The following is a 16,502-nucleotide window of genomic DNA, read 5'->3' as shown; positions in this document are numbered from 1 at the left end:
TTCGAAAATTATACCTTATTTTTTCGTAAAAATCCACTATAAAAAATATATTAAAAAATTCTTCTTTCCCTTTTAAAGCTCCAGAATAATCTTTTTAATAACATCTCCCATTTCGGAGGTTGTTAACACCTTCCCTGCACCTTCTTTAATGTCGTAAGTCCTGTAGCCCAGCTCTAAGCTTTTTTCTACCGCATCTTTTATACACCTTGCCGCTTCCTTTTCATCAAAAGAGTATTCCAGCATCATTGCCGCGGACAAAATACAGGCGATGGGGTTTGCGATACCTTTACCCGCTATATCCGGTGCCGAACCGTGGCAGGGTTCGTATAAAAAAGGCCCTTTTTCTCCTATGCTTGCCGATGGCAGCATACCTATGGAACCGGTTAGTACCGATGCCTCATCACTTAAGATATCCCCAAAAGTGTTCTCGGTTAAAATAACATCAAACTGTCCCGGATTTAATACAAGTTGCATGGCGCAGTTATCCACATACATGTGAGAAAGCTCCACATCAGGATATTCTTTGCTTACCTCTTCCACAACTTCTCTCCACAACTTTGAGGTTTCAAGCACATTGGCTTTATCTACGGAAGTTACCTTTTTTCTCCTTCTTTTTGCTGCTTCAAAAGCAACCCGGGCCACCCTTTTTACTTCTTCGCTTGTATAAACCATTGTATCAAATGCCCTTACCGTTTGCCCTGTATTTTCTCTCCCTCGAGGCGTCCCGAAATAAAGCCCCCCGGTTAATTCTCTCACTATAAGTAAATCCAGATTTCCACTAATTATATTATTTTTCAGCGGAGAAGAATCCGCCAAAAAACGATAACAAACAGCGGGCCTGAGGTTGGCAAATAGATTTAGCTCCTTCCTCAATTTGAGGATTGCCTGTTCCGGCCGGAGCTCTCTTTTCAAATTATCCCACTTTGCGCCTCCCACCGCCCCAAAAAGCACCGCATCGGAAGCCTTCGCAAGATTAAGGGTTTCCTCGGGAAGAGGTACTCCAAATGCCTCGAAAGCTGCTCCGCCTACCAGTCCTTCTTTGAAATTGAATTTAATGCCGAATCTTTCCTGGACAGCATATAAAACCTTTATAGCTTCGTTTATAACCTCCGGGCCAATACCATCCCCGGGAAGGAGGGCTATATTATACATTTTTTTGCCCTCCTCCTGCAAAGTTCAGTAGTCCGCCGGCTTTAATTATATCATTTATAAACCCGGGAAAGGGTTTTGCGTAGAATATTTCCCCGCTCGTGATATTTTTTATTTCCCCGGTATCGGTATCCACCATAACCTCTTCCCCCGCTTTTATCCCTTCCACCGCCTCCGAAGATTCCAATATGGGAAGGCCTATGTTTATAGCATTCCTGTAAAAAATCCTGGCAAAGGATTTTGCAATAACACAGCTAATACCCGCTTCCTTAATAGCAATGGGGGCATGTTCTCTCGAACTCCCGCACCCGAAATTTTTCCCGGCTACTATTATATCTCCCGGTTGAATTTTTTTAGAAAAACCCGGGAATATATCTTCCATACAATGCTCCGCAAGCTCCCTGGGGTCCGTAGTATTTAAAAATCTTGCCGGGATAATCACATCGGTATCCACATTATCCGGAAAAACCCACACCCTTCCTTTATATATCATTTTTTATCACCTCCATGGGATGCACTATTTTCCCTTTTACCGCAGAAGCTGCTGCCACCGCCGGATTTGTCAGGTATATTTCGCTTTCGGGATGTCCCATTCGTCCAACGAAGTTTCTATTGGTAGTGGAAACAGCCCTTTCACCCTTTGCCAGTATGCCCATATGCCCTCCAAGACACGGCCCGCAGGTAGGTGTACTGACCGCCGCACCTGCTTCTACGAATACCTCCATTATTCCCTCCTTTATCATTTGTAGATAAACCTCCTGCGTTGCGGGTATTACTATCATCCTTACATAAGGATGGACCCGATTTCCCCTCAAAACTTTTGCAGCCATCCTCATATCTTCAATCCTTCCGTTGGTGCAGGAGCCGATAACCACCTGATCTATAGTAATATCTCCTACCTCAGAAATATTGACGGAATTTTCGGGAAGGTGTGGGAGGGCAACCTGTGGCTCCAACTTTGATACATCGTATTCCCTTATATCACAGTATTCTGCATTATCATCGCTTTTAAATATTTTATAGGGTTTCTGAGCCCTTGCTTTAACGTAATCCAATGTGACCTCATCGGGTTCCATAATACCGTTTTTTGCTCCCGCTTCTATCGCCATATTTGTAATGGTGAGCCTTTCATCTACGGTAAGGTATTTTAATGCTTCCCCCGAAAATTCCATGGCTCTGTAAAGCGCTCCGTCCACCCCTATGTCCTTAATTGTAAAAAGTATCAAATCCTTTCCGGTGACAAAGGGAGCGGGTTTTCCCCTGTAGATAAACTTCATGCTTTCAGGCACCTTAAACCAGCATTTTCCCGTCATCATGGCAAAAGCGATGTCCGTACTTCCAACTCCTGTAGAAAACGCGCCCAAAGCTCCATAGGTGCACGTATGAGAATCGGCACCTATTACAAGATCTCCCGGACCTACGAGACCTTTTTCGGGAAGAAGGGCATGCTCAATGCCCATTCTCCCCACTTCGTAATAATGAGTAATATCATGCTTTCGGGCAAAATCCCTTAAAGCTTTGGAAAGCTCAGCAGATTTTATATCCTTGTTAGGCGTAAAATGATCAGGTATTAGGGCAATTTTTTCCTTATCGAATACCTCTTTACCCCCAGCCCTTTCGAATTCCTTAATTGCCACAGGCCCGGTAATGTCGTTGGCAAGCACCAGGTCCACGTCTGCCATAATCAGTTCCCCGGGTTCCACAAAATCCCTGCCCGCGTGTTCTGCCAGTATTTTTTGCGTTATTGTCATCCCCATATTTTTTATTCCTCCTCATTAGTTTCCGCCGGTTTATTTCCATTGCTGTTGTAAAGGGTTTTATTGAGGGCATCCGTATAGGCCCTGGCGCTGGCCTCAATTATATCGGTGCTCAAACCCCTGCCGGTGAAAATTTTTCCGTCTTTCTCTATCCTTACCACAACCTCTCCTATAGCGTCCTTCCCCGCTGAGACCGATTTTATCGAATAGTCAACTAATTTACAATTTATATTACACGCCCTTTCTAAGGCTTTATAGGTCGCATCTACGGGCCCGTTTCCAGTAGCCGCCTCCTCCACGGTATTCCCCTGGATTTTTACTCTTACGGTAGAAGTAGCAATTGCTTGATTGCCGCTGGAGGTTTGAAAATACTCTAACTCTATCAGCTGGGGTATTTTTGTCACCTGTTCTTCCACAATTGCCTCGATATCGCTGTCCGTAATCTCCTTTTTCTTATCGGCCAGGTCTTTGAATCTCTCAAAAGCCCTGTTTGTTTCCTCCTCCGAGAGCTCGTATCCGAGTTCTTTCAACCTCTGGACAAAGGCATGGCGCCCGGAAAGTTTGCCAAGCACTATTCTATTGGATGTAAGCCCAATGGATTCCGGTGTCATTATTTCATAAGTAGATTTTTCCGAAAGCACTCCGTGCTGGTGTATTCCGGATGCATGGGCAAAGGCATTGGCCCCGACTATGGCTTTATTTGGCTGGACGTGTATCCCCGTCAGGGTGCTTACAACCTTGCTGGTCCTGTAAATCTGCCTGGTATCAATATTTAAATCCACCTTATAAATGTCCTTTCTTGTCACAAGGGCCATCACCAGCTCTTCTAAGGCAGCATTTCCGGCCCTTTCCCCCAGGCCGTTTATCGTGCACTCTACCTGAGTCGCCCCATTCACAACCGCAGCAAGGGAATTGGCAACCGCCATCCCCAGGTCATTATGGCAGTGTACGCTGATTTTTACCCTATCCATTTCGGGAACCCTTTCCCTTAACGTCCGTATAAGGTTTGCAAATTCTTCAGGTGTTGTATAACCCACCGTATCCGGGATGTTTATAACCGTTGCCCCGGCCTTAATTGTCTGGGAAAACAGTTTGCATAAAAATTCCACGTCGGATCTGGTGGCATCTTCTGCCGAAAATTCCACATCTTCAAAATAAGATTTTGCCCTTTTCACCGCTTCCACTGCAGCCTCCAGCACCTGCTCGGGGCTCATTTTAAGCTTATATTGCATGTGTATGGGAGAAGATGCTATAAAGGTATGGATCCTGGGGCTTTCTGCATTTTTTAGCGCTTCCGCAGCTCTATCTATATCCTTAAAGTTAGCCCTGGCAAGTCCCGCTATAACAGGCCCCTTGACATTTTCCGCTATGGTTTTAACCGCATTAAAATCTCCGTTGGATGCAATGGGAAAACCCGCTTCTATAACATCCACTTTAAGTTTTGCCAGCTGCCGGGCTATCTCCAATTTCTCGTATACGTTTAAAGCCACCCCCGGGGTTTGCTCTCCATCCCTCAACGTTGTATCAAAGATCTCCACTTTCCTTACCATAAAAATCCCTCCATCAATCTTTTTCTTCTTCTTCCACTTTGATGGTCTTAGGACCCCTGTTCATGGCAATAAGGCCGGTCCTGACCAGCTCCTTAATCCCGAAGGGCCTTACCAGTTCTTCAAAAGCGTTTATTTTGTCCTTATCTCCCGTAAGTTCTATAATCATTGACCTTCTGCTGACATCAACTATATTTGCCCGGAATATTTCGGCAATCTGTATTATTTCGGACCTGTTTTTGGGTTCCGCATCTACCTTAATCAGGACAAGCTCCCTGCTGACGGAATCATCAGAGCTAATCTTGCTTACCTTGATGACATCCACCAATTTATTTAATTGTTTTTTTACCTGTTCCACTATATATTCATCGCCTTCAACAACTATGGTCATGCGGGAAATTTCGGGGTTTTCCGTTGTACCGACGGCCAAACTGTCTATATTAAATCCCCGCCTGCTGAAAAGTCCCGCCACCCTGGATAATACTCCCGGATGATTTTCTACCAGCACTGAAAGTATAGTCTTCACCTTTTCACCCTCCAATCATCTTATTTATGGGTGAACCGTTCAATACCATCGGGTAAACATTTTCTTTTATATCCACCACACATTCCAATAGAAAACTGCCTTCTTCCGATAGCATCCGGTCTACCGCCCCCGGCAGCTCTTTTCGGCTTTCTATCCTCTCTGCCTTTATACCGTAGCTTTCAGCTAATTTGACAAAGTCCGGTGTAAATTTGAAATTAACCTGATGGTATCTTCCGTCGCAGTAAAACTCCTGAAGCTGTCTCACAAGCCCCAAACCGCCGTTATTAAAAAGAACCATTTTTACTGCCAGGTTATTTTCGACAATTGTCGCCATCTCCGCTAAATTCATCTGGAAGCTTCCATCCCCGGCAAAGTTTATTACGGTTTTCCCCGGGTTTGCAAATTTTGCTCCGATTGCTGCGGAAAGGCCATAACCCATGGTTCCAAGCCCTCCCGAAGTTATAAAGCTGCGCGGGTGAATAAATTCGTAAAACTGTGCTACCCACATTTGATGGGAACCCACTTCCGTAGTAATAATTGCTTCTCCCTTAGTCTTTTGAGAAATCTCATCTATTATCTCCTGAGGGCAAAGCAAACCCTTTTTTTCGTAAATCCCTTTTTTCCTGATTTTTTCTATAAAATCATACCATTCATAAAGCTCCTTTTTTGTGCTATTTTTCGAAATCTCCGAAAGCACCATCCTCAGGTCCCCTACTATAGGTATATCAACCCTTACGTTTTTTCCGATTTCCGCAGGGTCTATATCAATATGAAGGATTTTCGCCTTTGGTGCAAAACCGGTAACTTTACCGGTCATCCTGTCGCTGAACCTTACTCCTGCTGCAATTATCAGGTCGGCCTCAGTTATGGCAATGTTTGCCCGGGGACTTCCGTGCATACCGGCCATTCCAAGAGATAGCGGATGATTTTGCGGAAAGCAACCTATGCCCATAAGGGAGGTAGCTACCGGTATACCCGTCTTTTCCACCAATTCCATCAATTCCTTTTCAGCCTTAGCAGAGTTTACTCCACCCCCCGCAATTATGACTGGGCGCTGGGCTCTTTTTATTTCTTCTACTGCCCTTTCTATCTGCAGGGGATGCCCCTGAACCCTGGGTTTATATCCGCGAAGGTTAATTTTGCCGGGCATTTTAAACTCTATCCGCGTCTCCGCTACATCCTTGGGAAGGTCTATCAAAACGGGGCCCGGCCTTCCGGTGGAGGCAATATAAAAGGCCTCCCTTACTATCCTGGGTATATCTTCCGCCCTTTTAACCAGATAATTGTGCTTTGTAAACGGTGCGGTAGCCCCCGTTATGTCCACCTCTTGAAAAACATCCCGCCCGATTACACTGGTAGGCACCTGCCCGGTTATGGCAACTATCGGAACGGAATCCATATAGGCAGTTGCTATCCCCGTTACCAGGTTTGTCGCACCGGGCCCCGAGGTAGCGATGCACACTCCCACCTTCCCGGAAACCCTGGCAAAACCGCTGGCTGCATGGGCAGCAGCCTGTTCCGAGCGAGTTAAAACATGTTTAATTTTTTTAGAATTATAAAGGGAATCGTAAACCGGAAGTATTGCTCCCCCAGGATAACCGAATATTAAATCCACTCCTTCTGCTTCCAGTGCCTTAATTAAAGCCTCTGCAGCAGTAATTTTCATAAAGGCACCACCTCTTCAAAAATAATTATCGTCGTATATAAAAAATTAAACCCCCTCACCCCAAGACATAAAGTCTCAGGGACGAGGGGGAGTTTACCCCGTGGTACCACCCTGTTTTACCCATACCTCACGGTAAAGGCCTCAGGAAGTAGCTTACTACTTCTAACTTTAACGCACCTTTGCGGCACCGGATTACTTTTGTTCACCCGGGCAGTTCGGGAGCGAGAAAAGCGCAAACTCAGGACCGGCTTTCACCTGACCCGGCTCTCTTTTGCCTGAATTAAAACGCTTTTTTCTCCTTCATTACTTTTACCCTATTTGTTTTATAAAATTATCTGTACCTTTTAATAATTAAGCTTTTATTAGAACCTGAAAATATTTTGATAAGTATTTTATCATTTAAAATTTTAATATGTCAAGAGGGTAAAATAAAAATTTTTGTTTTTTCCTCCAGCGCCCTGGCTATATCCACTATTTCCTGAGCATTCTTTGTTATATCCTGAGTAGAAGCAGCAAATTCCTCTACGGAAGCCGAGATTTGTTCGGCAGACACCGAGGCTTCTTCCGACGTCCTGCTTATGGCTTCAATTCTTTCTGCGATTACATCTTTAAGCTTTGATATTTGCTCTATATCGGAGAATACCTTTTCGATTAAGGTTTTCATTTCGCTAATACTCATCGATATTTTTTCAAAAGCACTCAGGGTATCTCCCGTGCTTTCCTGCTGTTTTTTTAGCTTTCCATCCATTAGTTCGGATGTCCTTACTACCTGTTCTGTATCCGAAACCATATTCCTTAAAAGATTCCTTATTTTTTCCAGGGATAGCCTTGTCTGTTCCGACAGCTTCCTTATTTCGGAAGCAACTACCGAAAAGCCCGAGCCTTTATCTCCTGCCCTCGCAGCTTCTATAGCAGCATTAAGAGCCAGTAAATTGGTCTGTTCGGCAATCCCTTTTATAATTTCTACAACTTCTTCCACCTGTTTCACCGAAGTTTTCATCTGCTCTAATTTTTCTAAAACCAGTTTAAAACTACCGGAAATTTCTTCAATCGATCCTACCAAATTCCCCAGCTTTTCCTTGCCAGTCTGAGCATAAGAAAAACTTTCTTCTCCGGAATTTTTTACCCGGGCTATTTCATCAAAAAGACCGTTTATACTCCCTTTAATTTCCTCAATCAAATCATTAATATCTTTAATTTTCATAGTCTGCTCGTTGGCACCCTGTGCTACATTTTCTACGGTTTTGGCCACTTCTTCGGAGGAAATGGCTATTTCTTCCGAGATATCATTTAATTTCACAGAACTATTAAACAGGACCTTCGTTTCCTCCCTGATTCCAACGATAAGAGGTAGAAAGTTTTCTTTAAGCCTTTTAACAGAAAGTGCAAGTTCCCCTATTTCATCCCTTCTATTTAAAAATTTTTCTTCCATTCTTGCGGTAAAATCACCTTTAGAAATGCTTCCAATTTGTTGAATAACGGCAAGCACCGGCGTTATGGTGGTTTTTGCCATTGCAAAGGTCATAAAAACTGAGAGGATAATTATCAGCACGGAAAAGGAGATCATAGCGCTTTTTAACCTTCCAATGCCTTTTAAAACTTCTTCTTTTGGAGCCACCACACCCACCGACCATCGGGTGTTACCTACCGGCGCAAAGGCTATAAGCCAATCTCTGCCGTTTTCTTTTACCTCATCTATTCCTTTTTCACCCTTAATCATCCTGTTTACTGGATTTTTTAAGAAAGAAGAGCTGTTGATCAGATTTTCTTTTTTCATTATTCTGTCCAGGTCTTTGTGAGCTATTATATTTCCTTTATCGTCAATAGCGAAAGAATACCCATCTTCGCTGTACGTAGCTGATGAAATTAACTGATTAAATTTATTGCCATCCACAATGCCCACTACGGCGCCTGCAAGCTCATTGGTAAGGTAATGCCTTACCGGAGAATAAAATAAGTAATCGAAGGAGTTTTTGTTTTGTTGAACCCTTAATTCAAAGCCGCTCATCCCTTTTTGCGCAATCGCTTTATAATAATTTGCATCTTCCGCATCGACAGGAGTACCGTCCTGATAATATCCGTTACCGTCTGTGCCGATTAAAGCAAACCTTTTAAAATCCAATTTTATCGATTTTCGGAGCTGATCCCTTAAATACTGAAGCTTTTCTTCCAGCGATGCTTCTCTATTTTCCCACTTTCCTTTAATCACGCTGGTATCGGAAATACTTTCTATAACGTACAATCTTGATTGTACGTTATCTTCTATGTTTTCCGCAGTTTTCTCTGCCACCTTCTCCATGGCATTTATGGCCTCATTTTTTACCGCATTTGAAGCGTAGTTTTGACTTATTACAAAAAGAACAACACATCCGATTAATACTATGCTGCCAAAAACCGCTGTCATAGAATTAACAAGGCTTTGTTTCAATTTAATTTTGGGTATTTTGTAATTAGATAAGATTTTTTTATTTTTAATAATTATATTCTTTGACTTAATATTTACCACCTCCTAAAATTTCAGCCTCAAACCAAAATGCAGCGGCTTGAGGCTTTTTACAGACTTAACTTCTATATGCTTCTATCCCAAAATGTTTAAAGAACTCTATTCCCTTTTTGATATCTTCTTTAAAATCGTTAAAGGTGTTTGCCTCTATAGAAATAATTTCTTTATAGCATATCTTTTTCAAAACATTGATAAAGGGGGCGTAATCATAACCATCGTTTAAAGTGGGTATAAACCTCTGGGGGAAATTGGAAAGAGGATTATCCACGTGAATATGCTTTATGTATTTTTCGTAGTTGGCTATATCCTCTACATCTCTGTTCATTGGCAGAAGATACCTCATATCGCACATGGTTTTCAAATTGTACCTTCCAAATTCCTCGATAAATTTTACCGCTTCCGGTATGGAATTGATAAAGTTGGATAAACTTGTGCTCAGGGGTTCTAAAAGCACCGTTATATTGTACTCTGCGGTGACATCGCACAAAATATTGATAAAGGTAATTAGTTTCTCATAAGCTCCTTTTACATCACCTTCTGCGGGGAGGCTTCTGGACCTGCCGTTTCCGAAAACGTAATAACGGGCGCCCATCTTTGCAGTTCTTTCGGCACCTTTTTTCAGATATTCCGTCCAGTAATTTAGATCAAATTCTGGCGAGGTTATGGATATATTTAAAGGAACGGGGTTGTCGAAGACTTCGCAGGTGATTCCCGAGTCTTTGACTCTTTTTAAAGCCATTTTATATTCGTCATCGCTCAATTCCACAATTTCTCTTATTTGCAGTTCAGCGCAGTCATACCCGGCTTTTGCAATATCATCAATGTCTTTTGTAGAGCCGAAACAGGAAAGCTTCATCTTCATGACAATCAACCTCCATTTCTCTTTTTTCTACCTTTAACTTTTTTATTATTAACCAGGGTAATAAACTAATCTATCTTTATTAGCACTTTAATATCCTTGCTGTTCCCCGATGCAAGGTCTTTAAACACTTTTGGTGTCTCGGACAAGTTGTAGGTAGAAGTGATTATATTTTTCACATCCAATCTTTTATCGGCCAAATAATCCATTACATCTTTCATTTCGGTGGTAAACATGTAACTGCCGTACACGGTTAGCTGTCGTCCTACTATGCTCACCGGGTTTATACTAACTTCTTCCCTTATCAGCGATACGAGTATTATGCTTCCTCCATTCCTGACAAGCTTAATGGAATCATTTATAACCCCTGGAGCTCCCGCCGTAACTATTACCCGGTCATATCCTATGCCTCCGGTGTATTCAAGGGCTTTTTCTATGGATTCATTTTTAACATTTACCACTTCATTGGCTCCGCAGGCTTTTGCCGCATCAAGCCTGAAATCCATAATATCCGTTGCAACAATTTTCCCGGAACCGAAGATTTTTAAAAATTGAATTATCATTAAGCCAATAGGGCCTGAACCGATTACGAGGACGTTTTCCCCTTTTTCAAAACTCACGGCTTTTGCAGCACAATAGCATACTGCCAGTGGCTCAAGGAGTGCCCCTTCCTCGAAGGTTACTCCCTCTTTTAGCGGCACCACCGAAAATTCGGGAACACAAACGTACTCGGCAAAGCCTCCATCACACCTTTTTTTCTCTACTCCAAGCGTCCTGCCTACACTTCTCCTGTTGTTGCACAAATTTATTAATCCCTTTTTACAGTAGAAACATTTCCCGCAGTAAAGTATGGGATTTACGCTAACCCTCTGGCCGATTCTTTCCTTTGATACGCCCTGCCCAACTTCGACAATCTCGCCCGAAAATTCGTGACCGAAAATTAAAGGAGGTAATGCCCGGTCCGAGCCTATCTTATACTCTTCAATATCCGATCCGCAAATGGATGCATATTTTACTTTTATGCACACTTCCCCTTCTTTTGGTTCAGGCCTTTCCACTTCTTCGAACCTCATATCTCTCGGCCCGTAAAAAACAACAGCCTTCATCTTTTCCATACTCTCACCCCTTTAATCATTATTTTAGAGAGTGGGGATTAACCCGCACTCTCTATTGAAACTTTCTTATGACGGCCATGCAATGGTGTAAATATGTTTTCCACCCTTTGTGGGGCCTTTTAATAGTGCTTCGATTTCTTCCGGATCCCTTTGAGATATCAGTTTTGCATCAGGAAGTTTTCCTGGCGGGAATACCGATAAAATATCATTGTGCAGTTTCAATAAGTAGTCACAGGCCCTTTCGATGCACGCCTTAGCTTTATTAGGATCGGCCTTTGTGGCTTTACCGAGTACACCTTCAGGAGCGGTAATACACTCTATTCCCACATTACCTACCTGGCAGTGTCCCGGTATGGGATACCCGTAAATATCTCCTCCCCTGTCTACGTGGCCGGCGGGTAAATATCCTTTAATGGTTGTATCTTCGGCGTTTTCCATATCACAGAACTCAGGGAACAGAGCAAGTGATATGGAGGTTTCCGCCTCGTCGGCATGCTGGAAGGGAGTCTCAAAAGGCCCACCGTGCTCTTTATCCATTAAGGTTTGCCCCATTACCCTCGGCAGGTCTACAAAAAGTATCAAAGCTGGCACCTGATATTTTTTACCCCATTCTTGAATAGCAGACGGTATGATGTACTCCTGTCCGTGCATGCTGATAAATATCTGCTTGCGGAATCCGGTATTCCAGTATCCGGAAATAATTGCCCTTATCATTGCTGAGAACACATCATCCGGTAGAGGTACAGTCCCCGGCTGGCCGATGTGATGGAAAGGATGGGAACCATACCAGAGGGGTGAAGCGATGGTGCATCCGGTTTTAGCTGCAACCATTTCCGCTATCCTCGTAACTATGAAGGTGTCCTCTCCCATAGGGCCGGCATTCCCGTGGTTTTCGGTGGAACCAACGGGAATAATTATTATGTCGTTGACCTTTAATCTTTCTTCCACATCCTTTTTTGTCATCGTGTGATAGTACATTTTATTCGGTTTTTCCAAGCATCCTTCATTTGGAAATTTCCATTCGCCCATTTAATCTTCCTCCTTTGATTTTTCTTTATTTGGAATAGAGCAGTGAATTTTATTACTTTTATTAATCCCGATTAATTTTTAACAAATTAAAGCTTTAAAATATTATTGATGTTTTATTGATATATCATATACGGAAAATTTTAATCATTAACAAGTATGACTTTAATATCCTTTGATTTTCTTGAAGCTAATTCTTCAAAAATCCTGGGACCTTCGCTCATGGGATAAATTCCGGTTATTATCTGTTCCACATTCATTCTACCTGTAGCTATCATATCCAAGCCTTCTTTTAACTCGGTCGTATACATATAGCTGCAGTAGAAAGTAATTTCCTTACATACCGCATGTTTATAATCAAATTCCAATTTTGGAACACCAAGCCCAATCCATACTACCTTGCCGCCATTTCTTACTATTTCAACCCCGCCGTTAACGGTTTCCGGTACGCCCACGGCATCGAATACCACATCGACACCCACGCCATCCGTCATCTTCCGGGTGATTCCTGCCACATCCTCCTTTGAATTAATTACATCGGTAGCACCGCATTTTTTTGCCATCTCCAAACGATCTTCCACGACATCTATAGCTATTATTCTTTCTGCCCCGAAAAATTTCACACACTGGATTGTTAAAAGGCCAATTGGACCTGCTCCATATACGACTACTGTTTTACCTTTTAAATCCCCGGCATGTTTCGTTGCCCTGAGGGAAATTGCCAAGGGTTCCGTTAACGCGGCAGCATTGAAAGTTACATTGTCGGGAAGAGGAATAATTTTCTCGGCAGGCGCTACCACGTACTCCGCCATTGCGCCATTGTAAGAACCGGCTTTCATCGTCGTTCCTATTATTTTACGATTATCGCAAACATTGCTGAATCCCGCTTTGCAGTCTGCGCAATAGCCACAATACAAATTCGTTTCTACTATTACCCTGTCTCCCACATTTAATCCTTTTACATTTTCTCCTAATTTTGCAATTTCTCCGGAAAATTCGTGACCCATAATAAGGGGAGGTACCCTGAAAATAGATTGGCCCTTGTAACCGGTAAGGTCCGAACCGCAAATGGACACAGCTTTTACTTTTAAAAGCACCTCGCCGGGTTTGGGTTCCGGGGTATCAACATCCATATACCTCATATCCATCGGACCCATATAAACCAGTGCTTTCATTTTTTCACCCCGCTTTTTTATACATTTAATTTTTTGTCGGGCTTGACCCAAGGCTAAGGGTCAAGCCCTTAAATCTACTTTTGTTATTTCTTTGCAGCTTCAATAGCCTTCATTAACTCATCAACAATGTCATTGCCTACATCCTTGCGCACCATATCTGCAACTTTATTAGCAGCTTCCTTCATCTTGTCCTTTACGTCCTGGGATATTTCGATTACCTGCATTCCTTTCTCCTTTAAGGATGCCAGCATCTGTTCATTTTGAGTCATGGATTCGTTAAACAGGTATTCGCTTACTTCTTTCATGCTTTCATCTATGACTTTCTTGTAATCATCGGGCATGCTGTCATAGAGGTTTTTGTTCATAACTACCGTGTGGATGAAAGCTATGTGGTGAGTGTGGATAAGGTACTTTTGTACTTCGTAGAATTTATTCGGCAGAATAATATCATAGGGGTTTTCCTGGGCATCTACCGTACCCTGCTGCAGGGCTATATAAAGCTCGCTGAAGTTTAACGGTGTGGCATTTGCGCCGAGAGAGTTCCAGAACTCTTTGTGGTATTTATTTTCCATTGTTCTGATTTTTACACCTTTTAAGTCGTTGATAGTATTTATAGCTTTTTTGGCAGTCATTTCGCGGTAGCTAATGGGTACCATAAGGAGAAGCTTGAATCCTGCTTTTTCATATTCCGCTGCGAGTTTATCTCTGAATTCTCCGGTAAGAACTTTCTTTGCTATGTCGAGATTGTCAAAAAGCATTGGGATATCAAAAATAGCTAATTTGGGTATAAAGTTTACCTGAGGTGCGGTAGTGGCAGATACCATAGCGATATTTCCAGCCTGGCAGCTTTCCAAGGTTTCACGGTCTCCACCCAGCTGGCTATCCAGATATAACTCAACTTTAATGTTACCATTGGATTTCTGTTCAATGAGTTCCTTTATTTTCTTGGTAGCTTTTGCCCTTGGAGTATCGGCATTTAAAGAATAAGCTCCCGCTAATTGAAGCGTGTATTTTGGCTGATTATTCTGCTGGGCCTGCTGCTGTTGTTGTTGCTGTTGCTGTCCGGCATTGTTTTTGCCACCGCAAGCGGCCAGTGTAAGCATAACCATTAATATTACCAGGACAAGAGAAATAATTTTCGTTCTTTTCATAAATTGACCTCCCCTTTAATTTGAATTTAGGTTTTTTTGTTTTATCTTCCTAACTACTATTTTTTAATTTACATATCCCACCTCCTCAATTACTGATGTAAAAGGATAAGGCTTATTGCAGGGATATAGGTAATTAAAAACAGGGCTATGACAAAGGATATGATAAAGGGTATGGCTTTTGTTCCGATTTTCATAACCTCTTCCTTAACAAGGGGTGAAGCTACGAAGAGGTTTACACCAAAGGGCGGCGTCACCATTCCGATAGCTAAGTTTACTACCATGATAACTCCTAAGTGAATCGGGTTTATACCGATTGCAGTAGCGGAAGGTAAAAGCATAGGAGCAAGAATTGCAATAACCGGTCCTACATCCATGAACATTCCCAGTATTAATAGGATAATGTTTAATACGAGCAAGAAGAGGAACCTGTTCCCGGCAAAATTCATTACTATAAAATCCCTCAAAGCCACCGGCGCCTGAAGTAAAGCTAAAATCCTACCGAAAACAATTGCCAGGGAAAGTAAAACTACTATTGGAGAATAGGATTTAACAGTCCCTATTAAAATATCCATAATATTTTTTGCCGACAGAGTTTTATATACAAATAAACAAACGATAATTGAGTAAAACACCGAGATAACCGCTGCCTCCGTTGGTGTCACTATACCGCTGTAAATACCTCCCAGAATTATAACCGGCGCAAGGAGAGCCCAGAAACTTTCTTTAAACACGGTGATAAATCCCTTTGCTCTTAACGAATTAAATTTAGATAAAATTTTTTCCTTATCCTCTCCGTTTCTTTTGGCATAGATGTAGGCATAAACCATCAATGAAAGGCCGATTAAAATTCCAGGGAATATACCGGCAATGAACAAACTGCCGATGGATACCCCCGTTACAACGCCATAAGTTACAAAGGGAATACTCGGTGGGATTATTACCCCCAGTCCTCCCGCCGTAGCTACAAGGGCTGCACAGTAAACCTTATCGTAACCCAGGGACACTAAAAAAGGTATCGCCATTCCACCTACCGCAGCGGTAGTAGCTACCCCGGATCCGGAAATTGCTCCGTAAAATAAAGCGGTTATAATTGCGGCAATAGGCATACCCGCCGTTTTATTCCCCACAAAATAAGCAAAAAAGTTAAATAATTTTTCAGAGATTTTCCCTTTTGTCATGATATCTCCCGAGAGGATAAACATAGGAATGGCAAGTATGGGAGTGCTGTCAAGGGCGCTCACCATATTTCGTATGACAAATTGTATACTCCCTGCAAAATGTGGATTCATAAGCCCCGGATAAATTGTAGCCAATCCGAGGGAAACAGCTATCGGTATGCTCAGCAGGAGTCCAGCCAATAGTATGATAAACATCTGAATTGCCATAAATTTTTACCCCCATCTCACACTATTTCTTAAATAGCTCTTTAACATTGCTTAGCGCACTTTGAGCAGACCGCAGAACCGCCAGCGAAAATCCCAAAATTGTTGAAGTGTAAATTAAATACATCGGAATACCCAGGGCTGGACTTTCCTGTTTAGAAATAAATATTTTGTTGACCGTCGGGATCGAATTAATTAAAAGGAAGGCAAAGAATACTACCATAATTAATGATACGAGGATTTTTACGGTATTTTTTATCCCCTTTGGAAGAATTTCTATCAGCGTATCCACCCTGAGAATTGTTTTCTTTTTTATCGTATAGCCAATGCTTAAAAATGCCGACCAGACGAAGGCGTACCTGGAAAGCTCCTCTGACCAGGATAGGGAAGAATTAAAAACGTATCGCATAATTACCTGAAGCATCATAACGCATGCAATGAGTGCAAGAAGAAAGCTGAGAACATATTCCTCGAAATGATCATCCAGCCATTTTAATACTTTCATCCACGGCACCTCGCCTTTTTGAATTTACTTAATCTTCTTTAATACTAAAAACTTCATTCAGTCATAATAATATTCAAGGATTTGTTTTTTCAGAATATTTTTTACGCTTTAGAATTTAAAAACACTTTAATACCGGTGCGG

General features: G+C 42.3%; 14 protein-coding genes. All 14 read right to left on the bottom strand.

Annotated elements, in window-relative coordinates; translation table 11 throughout:
- Nucleotides 1–72: 72 nt before the first annotated feature.
- The 14 genes from leuB to ACPLOV_RS00110 all read right to left on the bottom strand — a co-directional run bounded on the left by leuB (nucleotide 73) and on the right by ACPLOV_RS00110 (nucleotide 16,361).
- Nucleotides 73–1,152 carry a 3-isopropylmalate dehydrogenase gene (leuB, locus tag ACPLOV_RS00175; RefSeq protein WP_424910250.1) on the bottom strand — a complete coding sequence of 360 codons (1,080 nt, stop codon included), beginning with the start codon at nucleotides 1,150–1,152 and terminating at the stop codon, nucleotides 73–75.
- A complete protein-coding gene (gene leuD, locus ACPLOV_RS00170) occupies nucleotides 1,145–1,642 on the bottom strand; it encodes a 3-isopropylmalate dehydratase small subunit (protein ID WP_424910249.1) in 498 nt (165 codons plus the stop codon). Before leuD ends, leuB begins: the two co-directional genes overlap by 8 nt.
- Nucleotides 1,632–2,906 (bottom strand): 3-isopropylmalate dehydratase large subunit, encoded by a 1,275-nt coding sequence (gene leuC / locus ACPLOV_RS00165; RefSeq protein WP_424909107.1) that lies wholly within the window; start codon nucleotides 2,904–2,906, stop codon nucleotides 1,632–1,634. The genes leuD and leuC overlap by 11 nt, the downstream gene beginning before the upstream one ends.
- A gap of 5 nt (nucleotides 2,907–2,911) precedes the next feature.
- Nucleotides 2,912–4,456: a 2-isopropylmalate synthase gene (locus ACPLOV_RS00160; protein ID WP_424910248.1), complete on the bottom strand. Its 1,545-nt coding sequence runs from the start codon at nucleotides 4,454–4,456 to the stop codon at nucleotides 2,912–2,914.
- 13 nt (nucleotides 4,457–4,469) lie between these two features.
- Entirely contained in the window at nucleotides 4,470–4,979 is a 510-nt protein-coding gene (gene ilvN, locus ACPLOV_RS00155; RefSeq protein ID WP_424910247.1) for an acetolactate synthase small subunit, read from the bottom strand.
- A 4-nt stretch (nucleotides 4,980–4,983) separates the two neighbouring features.
- On the bottom strand, nucleotides 4,984–6,645 hold the full coding sequence (gene ilvB, locus ACPLOV_RS00150) for a biosynthetic-type acetolactate synthase large subunit (RefSeq protein ID WP_424910246.1): 1,662 nt from the start codon (nucleotides 6,643–6,645) through the stop codon (nucleotides 4,984–4,986).
- Nucleotides 6,646–7,060: 415 nt separating this feature from the next.
- The gene (locus ACPLOV_RS00145) at nucleotides 7,061–9,151 is read right to left on the bottom strand and encodes a methyl-accepting chemotaxis protein (protein WP_424910245.1); all 2,091 of its coding nucleotides are present in this window, start codon (nucleotides 9,149–9,151) and stop codon (nucleotides 7,061–7,063) included.
- Nucleotides 9,152–9,206: 55 nt separating this feature from the next.
- Complete coding sequence (locus ACPLOV_RS00140; RefSeq protein WP_424910244.1) at nucleotides 9,207–10,010, bottom strand: sugar phosphate isomerase/epimerase family protein; 804 nt, start codon at nucleotides 10,008–10,010, stop codon at nucleotides 9,207–9,209.
- Between the two features lie 65 nt (nucleotides 10,011–10,075).
- A complete protein-coding gene (locus tag ACPLOV_RS00135; protein WP_424908565.1) occupies nucleotides 10,076–11,122 on the bottom strand; it encodes a zinc-dependent alcohol dehydrogenase in 1,047 nt (348 codons plus the stop codon).
- Nucleotides 11,123–11,188: 66 nt separating this feature from the next.
- The gene (iolN, locus tag ACPLOV_RS00130; protein WP_424908566.1) at nucleotides 11,189–12,151 is read right to left on the bottom strand and encodes a 3-dehydro-scyllo-inosose hydrolase; all 963 of its coding nucleotides are present in this window, start codon (nucleotides 12,149–12,151) and stop codon (nucleotides 11,189–11,191) included.
- A 140-nt stretch (nucleotides 12,152–12,291) separates the two neighbouring features.
- Nucleotides 12,292–13,323, bottom strand: a complete 1,032-nt coding sequence (locus tag ACPLOV_RS00125) for a zinc-dependent alcohol dehydrogenase (protein ID WP_424908567.1) — start codon at nucleotides 13,321–13,323, stop codon at nucleotides 12,292–12,294.
- A gap of 83 nt (nucleotides 13,324–13,406) precedes the next feature.
- Nucleotides 13,407–14,474 carry a TRAP transporter substrate-binding protein gene (locus ACPLOV_RS00120; RefSeq protein WP_424908568.1) on the bottom strand — a complete coding sequence of 356 codons (1,068 nt, stop codon included), beginning with the start codon at nucleotides 14,472–14,474 and terminating at the stop codon, nucleotides 13,407–13,409.
- Nucleotides 14,475–14,563: 89 nt separating this feature from the next.
- Complete coding sequence (locus ACPLOV_RS00115) at nucleotides 14,564–15,859, bottom strand: TRAP transporter large permease (protein WP_424910243.1); 1,296 nt, start codon at nucleotides 15,857–15,859, stop codon at nucleotides 14,564–14,566.
- A 22-nt stretch (nucleotides 15,860–15,881) separates the two neighbouring features.
- Nucleotides 15,882–16,361, bottom strand: a complete 480-nt coding sequence (locus tag ACPLOV_RS00110; RefSeq protein WP_424908570.1) for a TRAP transporter small permease — start codon at nucleotides 16,359–16,361, stop codon at nucleotides 15,882–15,884.
- Between the last annotated feature and the right edge of the window lie 141 nt (nucleotides 16,362–16,502).

It is taken from the genome of Thermovenabulum sp. (genome assembly GCF_049723235.1).
GTDB lineage: Bacteria > Bacillota > Thermosediminibacteria > Thermosediminibacterales > Thermosediminibacteraceae > Thermovenabulum.
The sequence above is the reverse complement of the archived record's forward strand: the minus strand, read 5'-3'. Positions and strand labels throughout refer to the sequence as shown.

Coding starts and splice junctions, on each gene's coding strand:
- ilvB (WP_424910246.1), bottom strand. CDS start 6,645: ATGAAAATTACTGCTGCAGAGGCTTTAATTAAGGCACTGGAAGCAGAA.
- ACPLOV_RS00115 (WP_424910243.1), bottom strand. CDS start 15,859: ATGGCAATTCAGATGTTTATCATACTATTGGCTGGACTCCTGCTGAGC.
- ACPLOV_RS00135 (WP_424908565.1), bottom strand. CDS start 11,122: ATGGAAAAGATGAAGGCTGTTGTTTTTTACGGGCCGAGAGATATGAGG.
- ACPLOV_RS00110 (WP_424908570.1), bottom strand. CDS start 16,361: ATGAAAGTATTAAAATGGCTGGATGATCATTTCGAGGAATATGTTCTC.
- ACPLOV_RS00125 (WP_424908567.1), bottom strand. CDS start 13,323: ATGAAAGCACTGGTTTATATGGGTCCGATGGATATGAGGTATATGGAT.
- ACPLOV_RS00160 (WP_424910248.1), bottom strand. CDS start 4,456: ATGGTAAGGAAAGTGGAGATCTTTGATACAACGTTGAGGGATGGAGAG.
- ACPLOV_RS00140 (WP_424910244.1), bottom strand. CDS start 10,010: ATGAAGATGAAGCTTTCCTGTTTCGGCTCTACAAAAGACATTGATGAT.
- leuB (WP_424910250.1), bottom strand. CDS start 1,152: ATGTATAATATAGCCCTCCTTCCCGGGGATGGTATTGGCCCGGAGGTT.
- leuD (WP_424910249.1), bottom strand. CDS start 1,642: ATGATATATAAAGGAAGGGTGTGGGTTTTTCCGGATAATGTGGATACC.
- leuC (WP_424909107.1), bottom strand. CDS start 2,906: ATGGGGATGACAATAACGCAAAAAATACTGGCAGAACACGCGGGCAGG.
- iolN (WP_424908566.1), bottom strand. CDS start 12,151: ATGGGCGAATGGAAATTTCCAAATGAAGGATGCTTGGAAAAACCGAAT.
- ACPLOV_RS00120 (WP_424908568.1), bottom strand. CDS start 14,474: ATGAAAAGAACGAAAATTATTTCTCTTGTCCTGGTAATATTAATGGTT.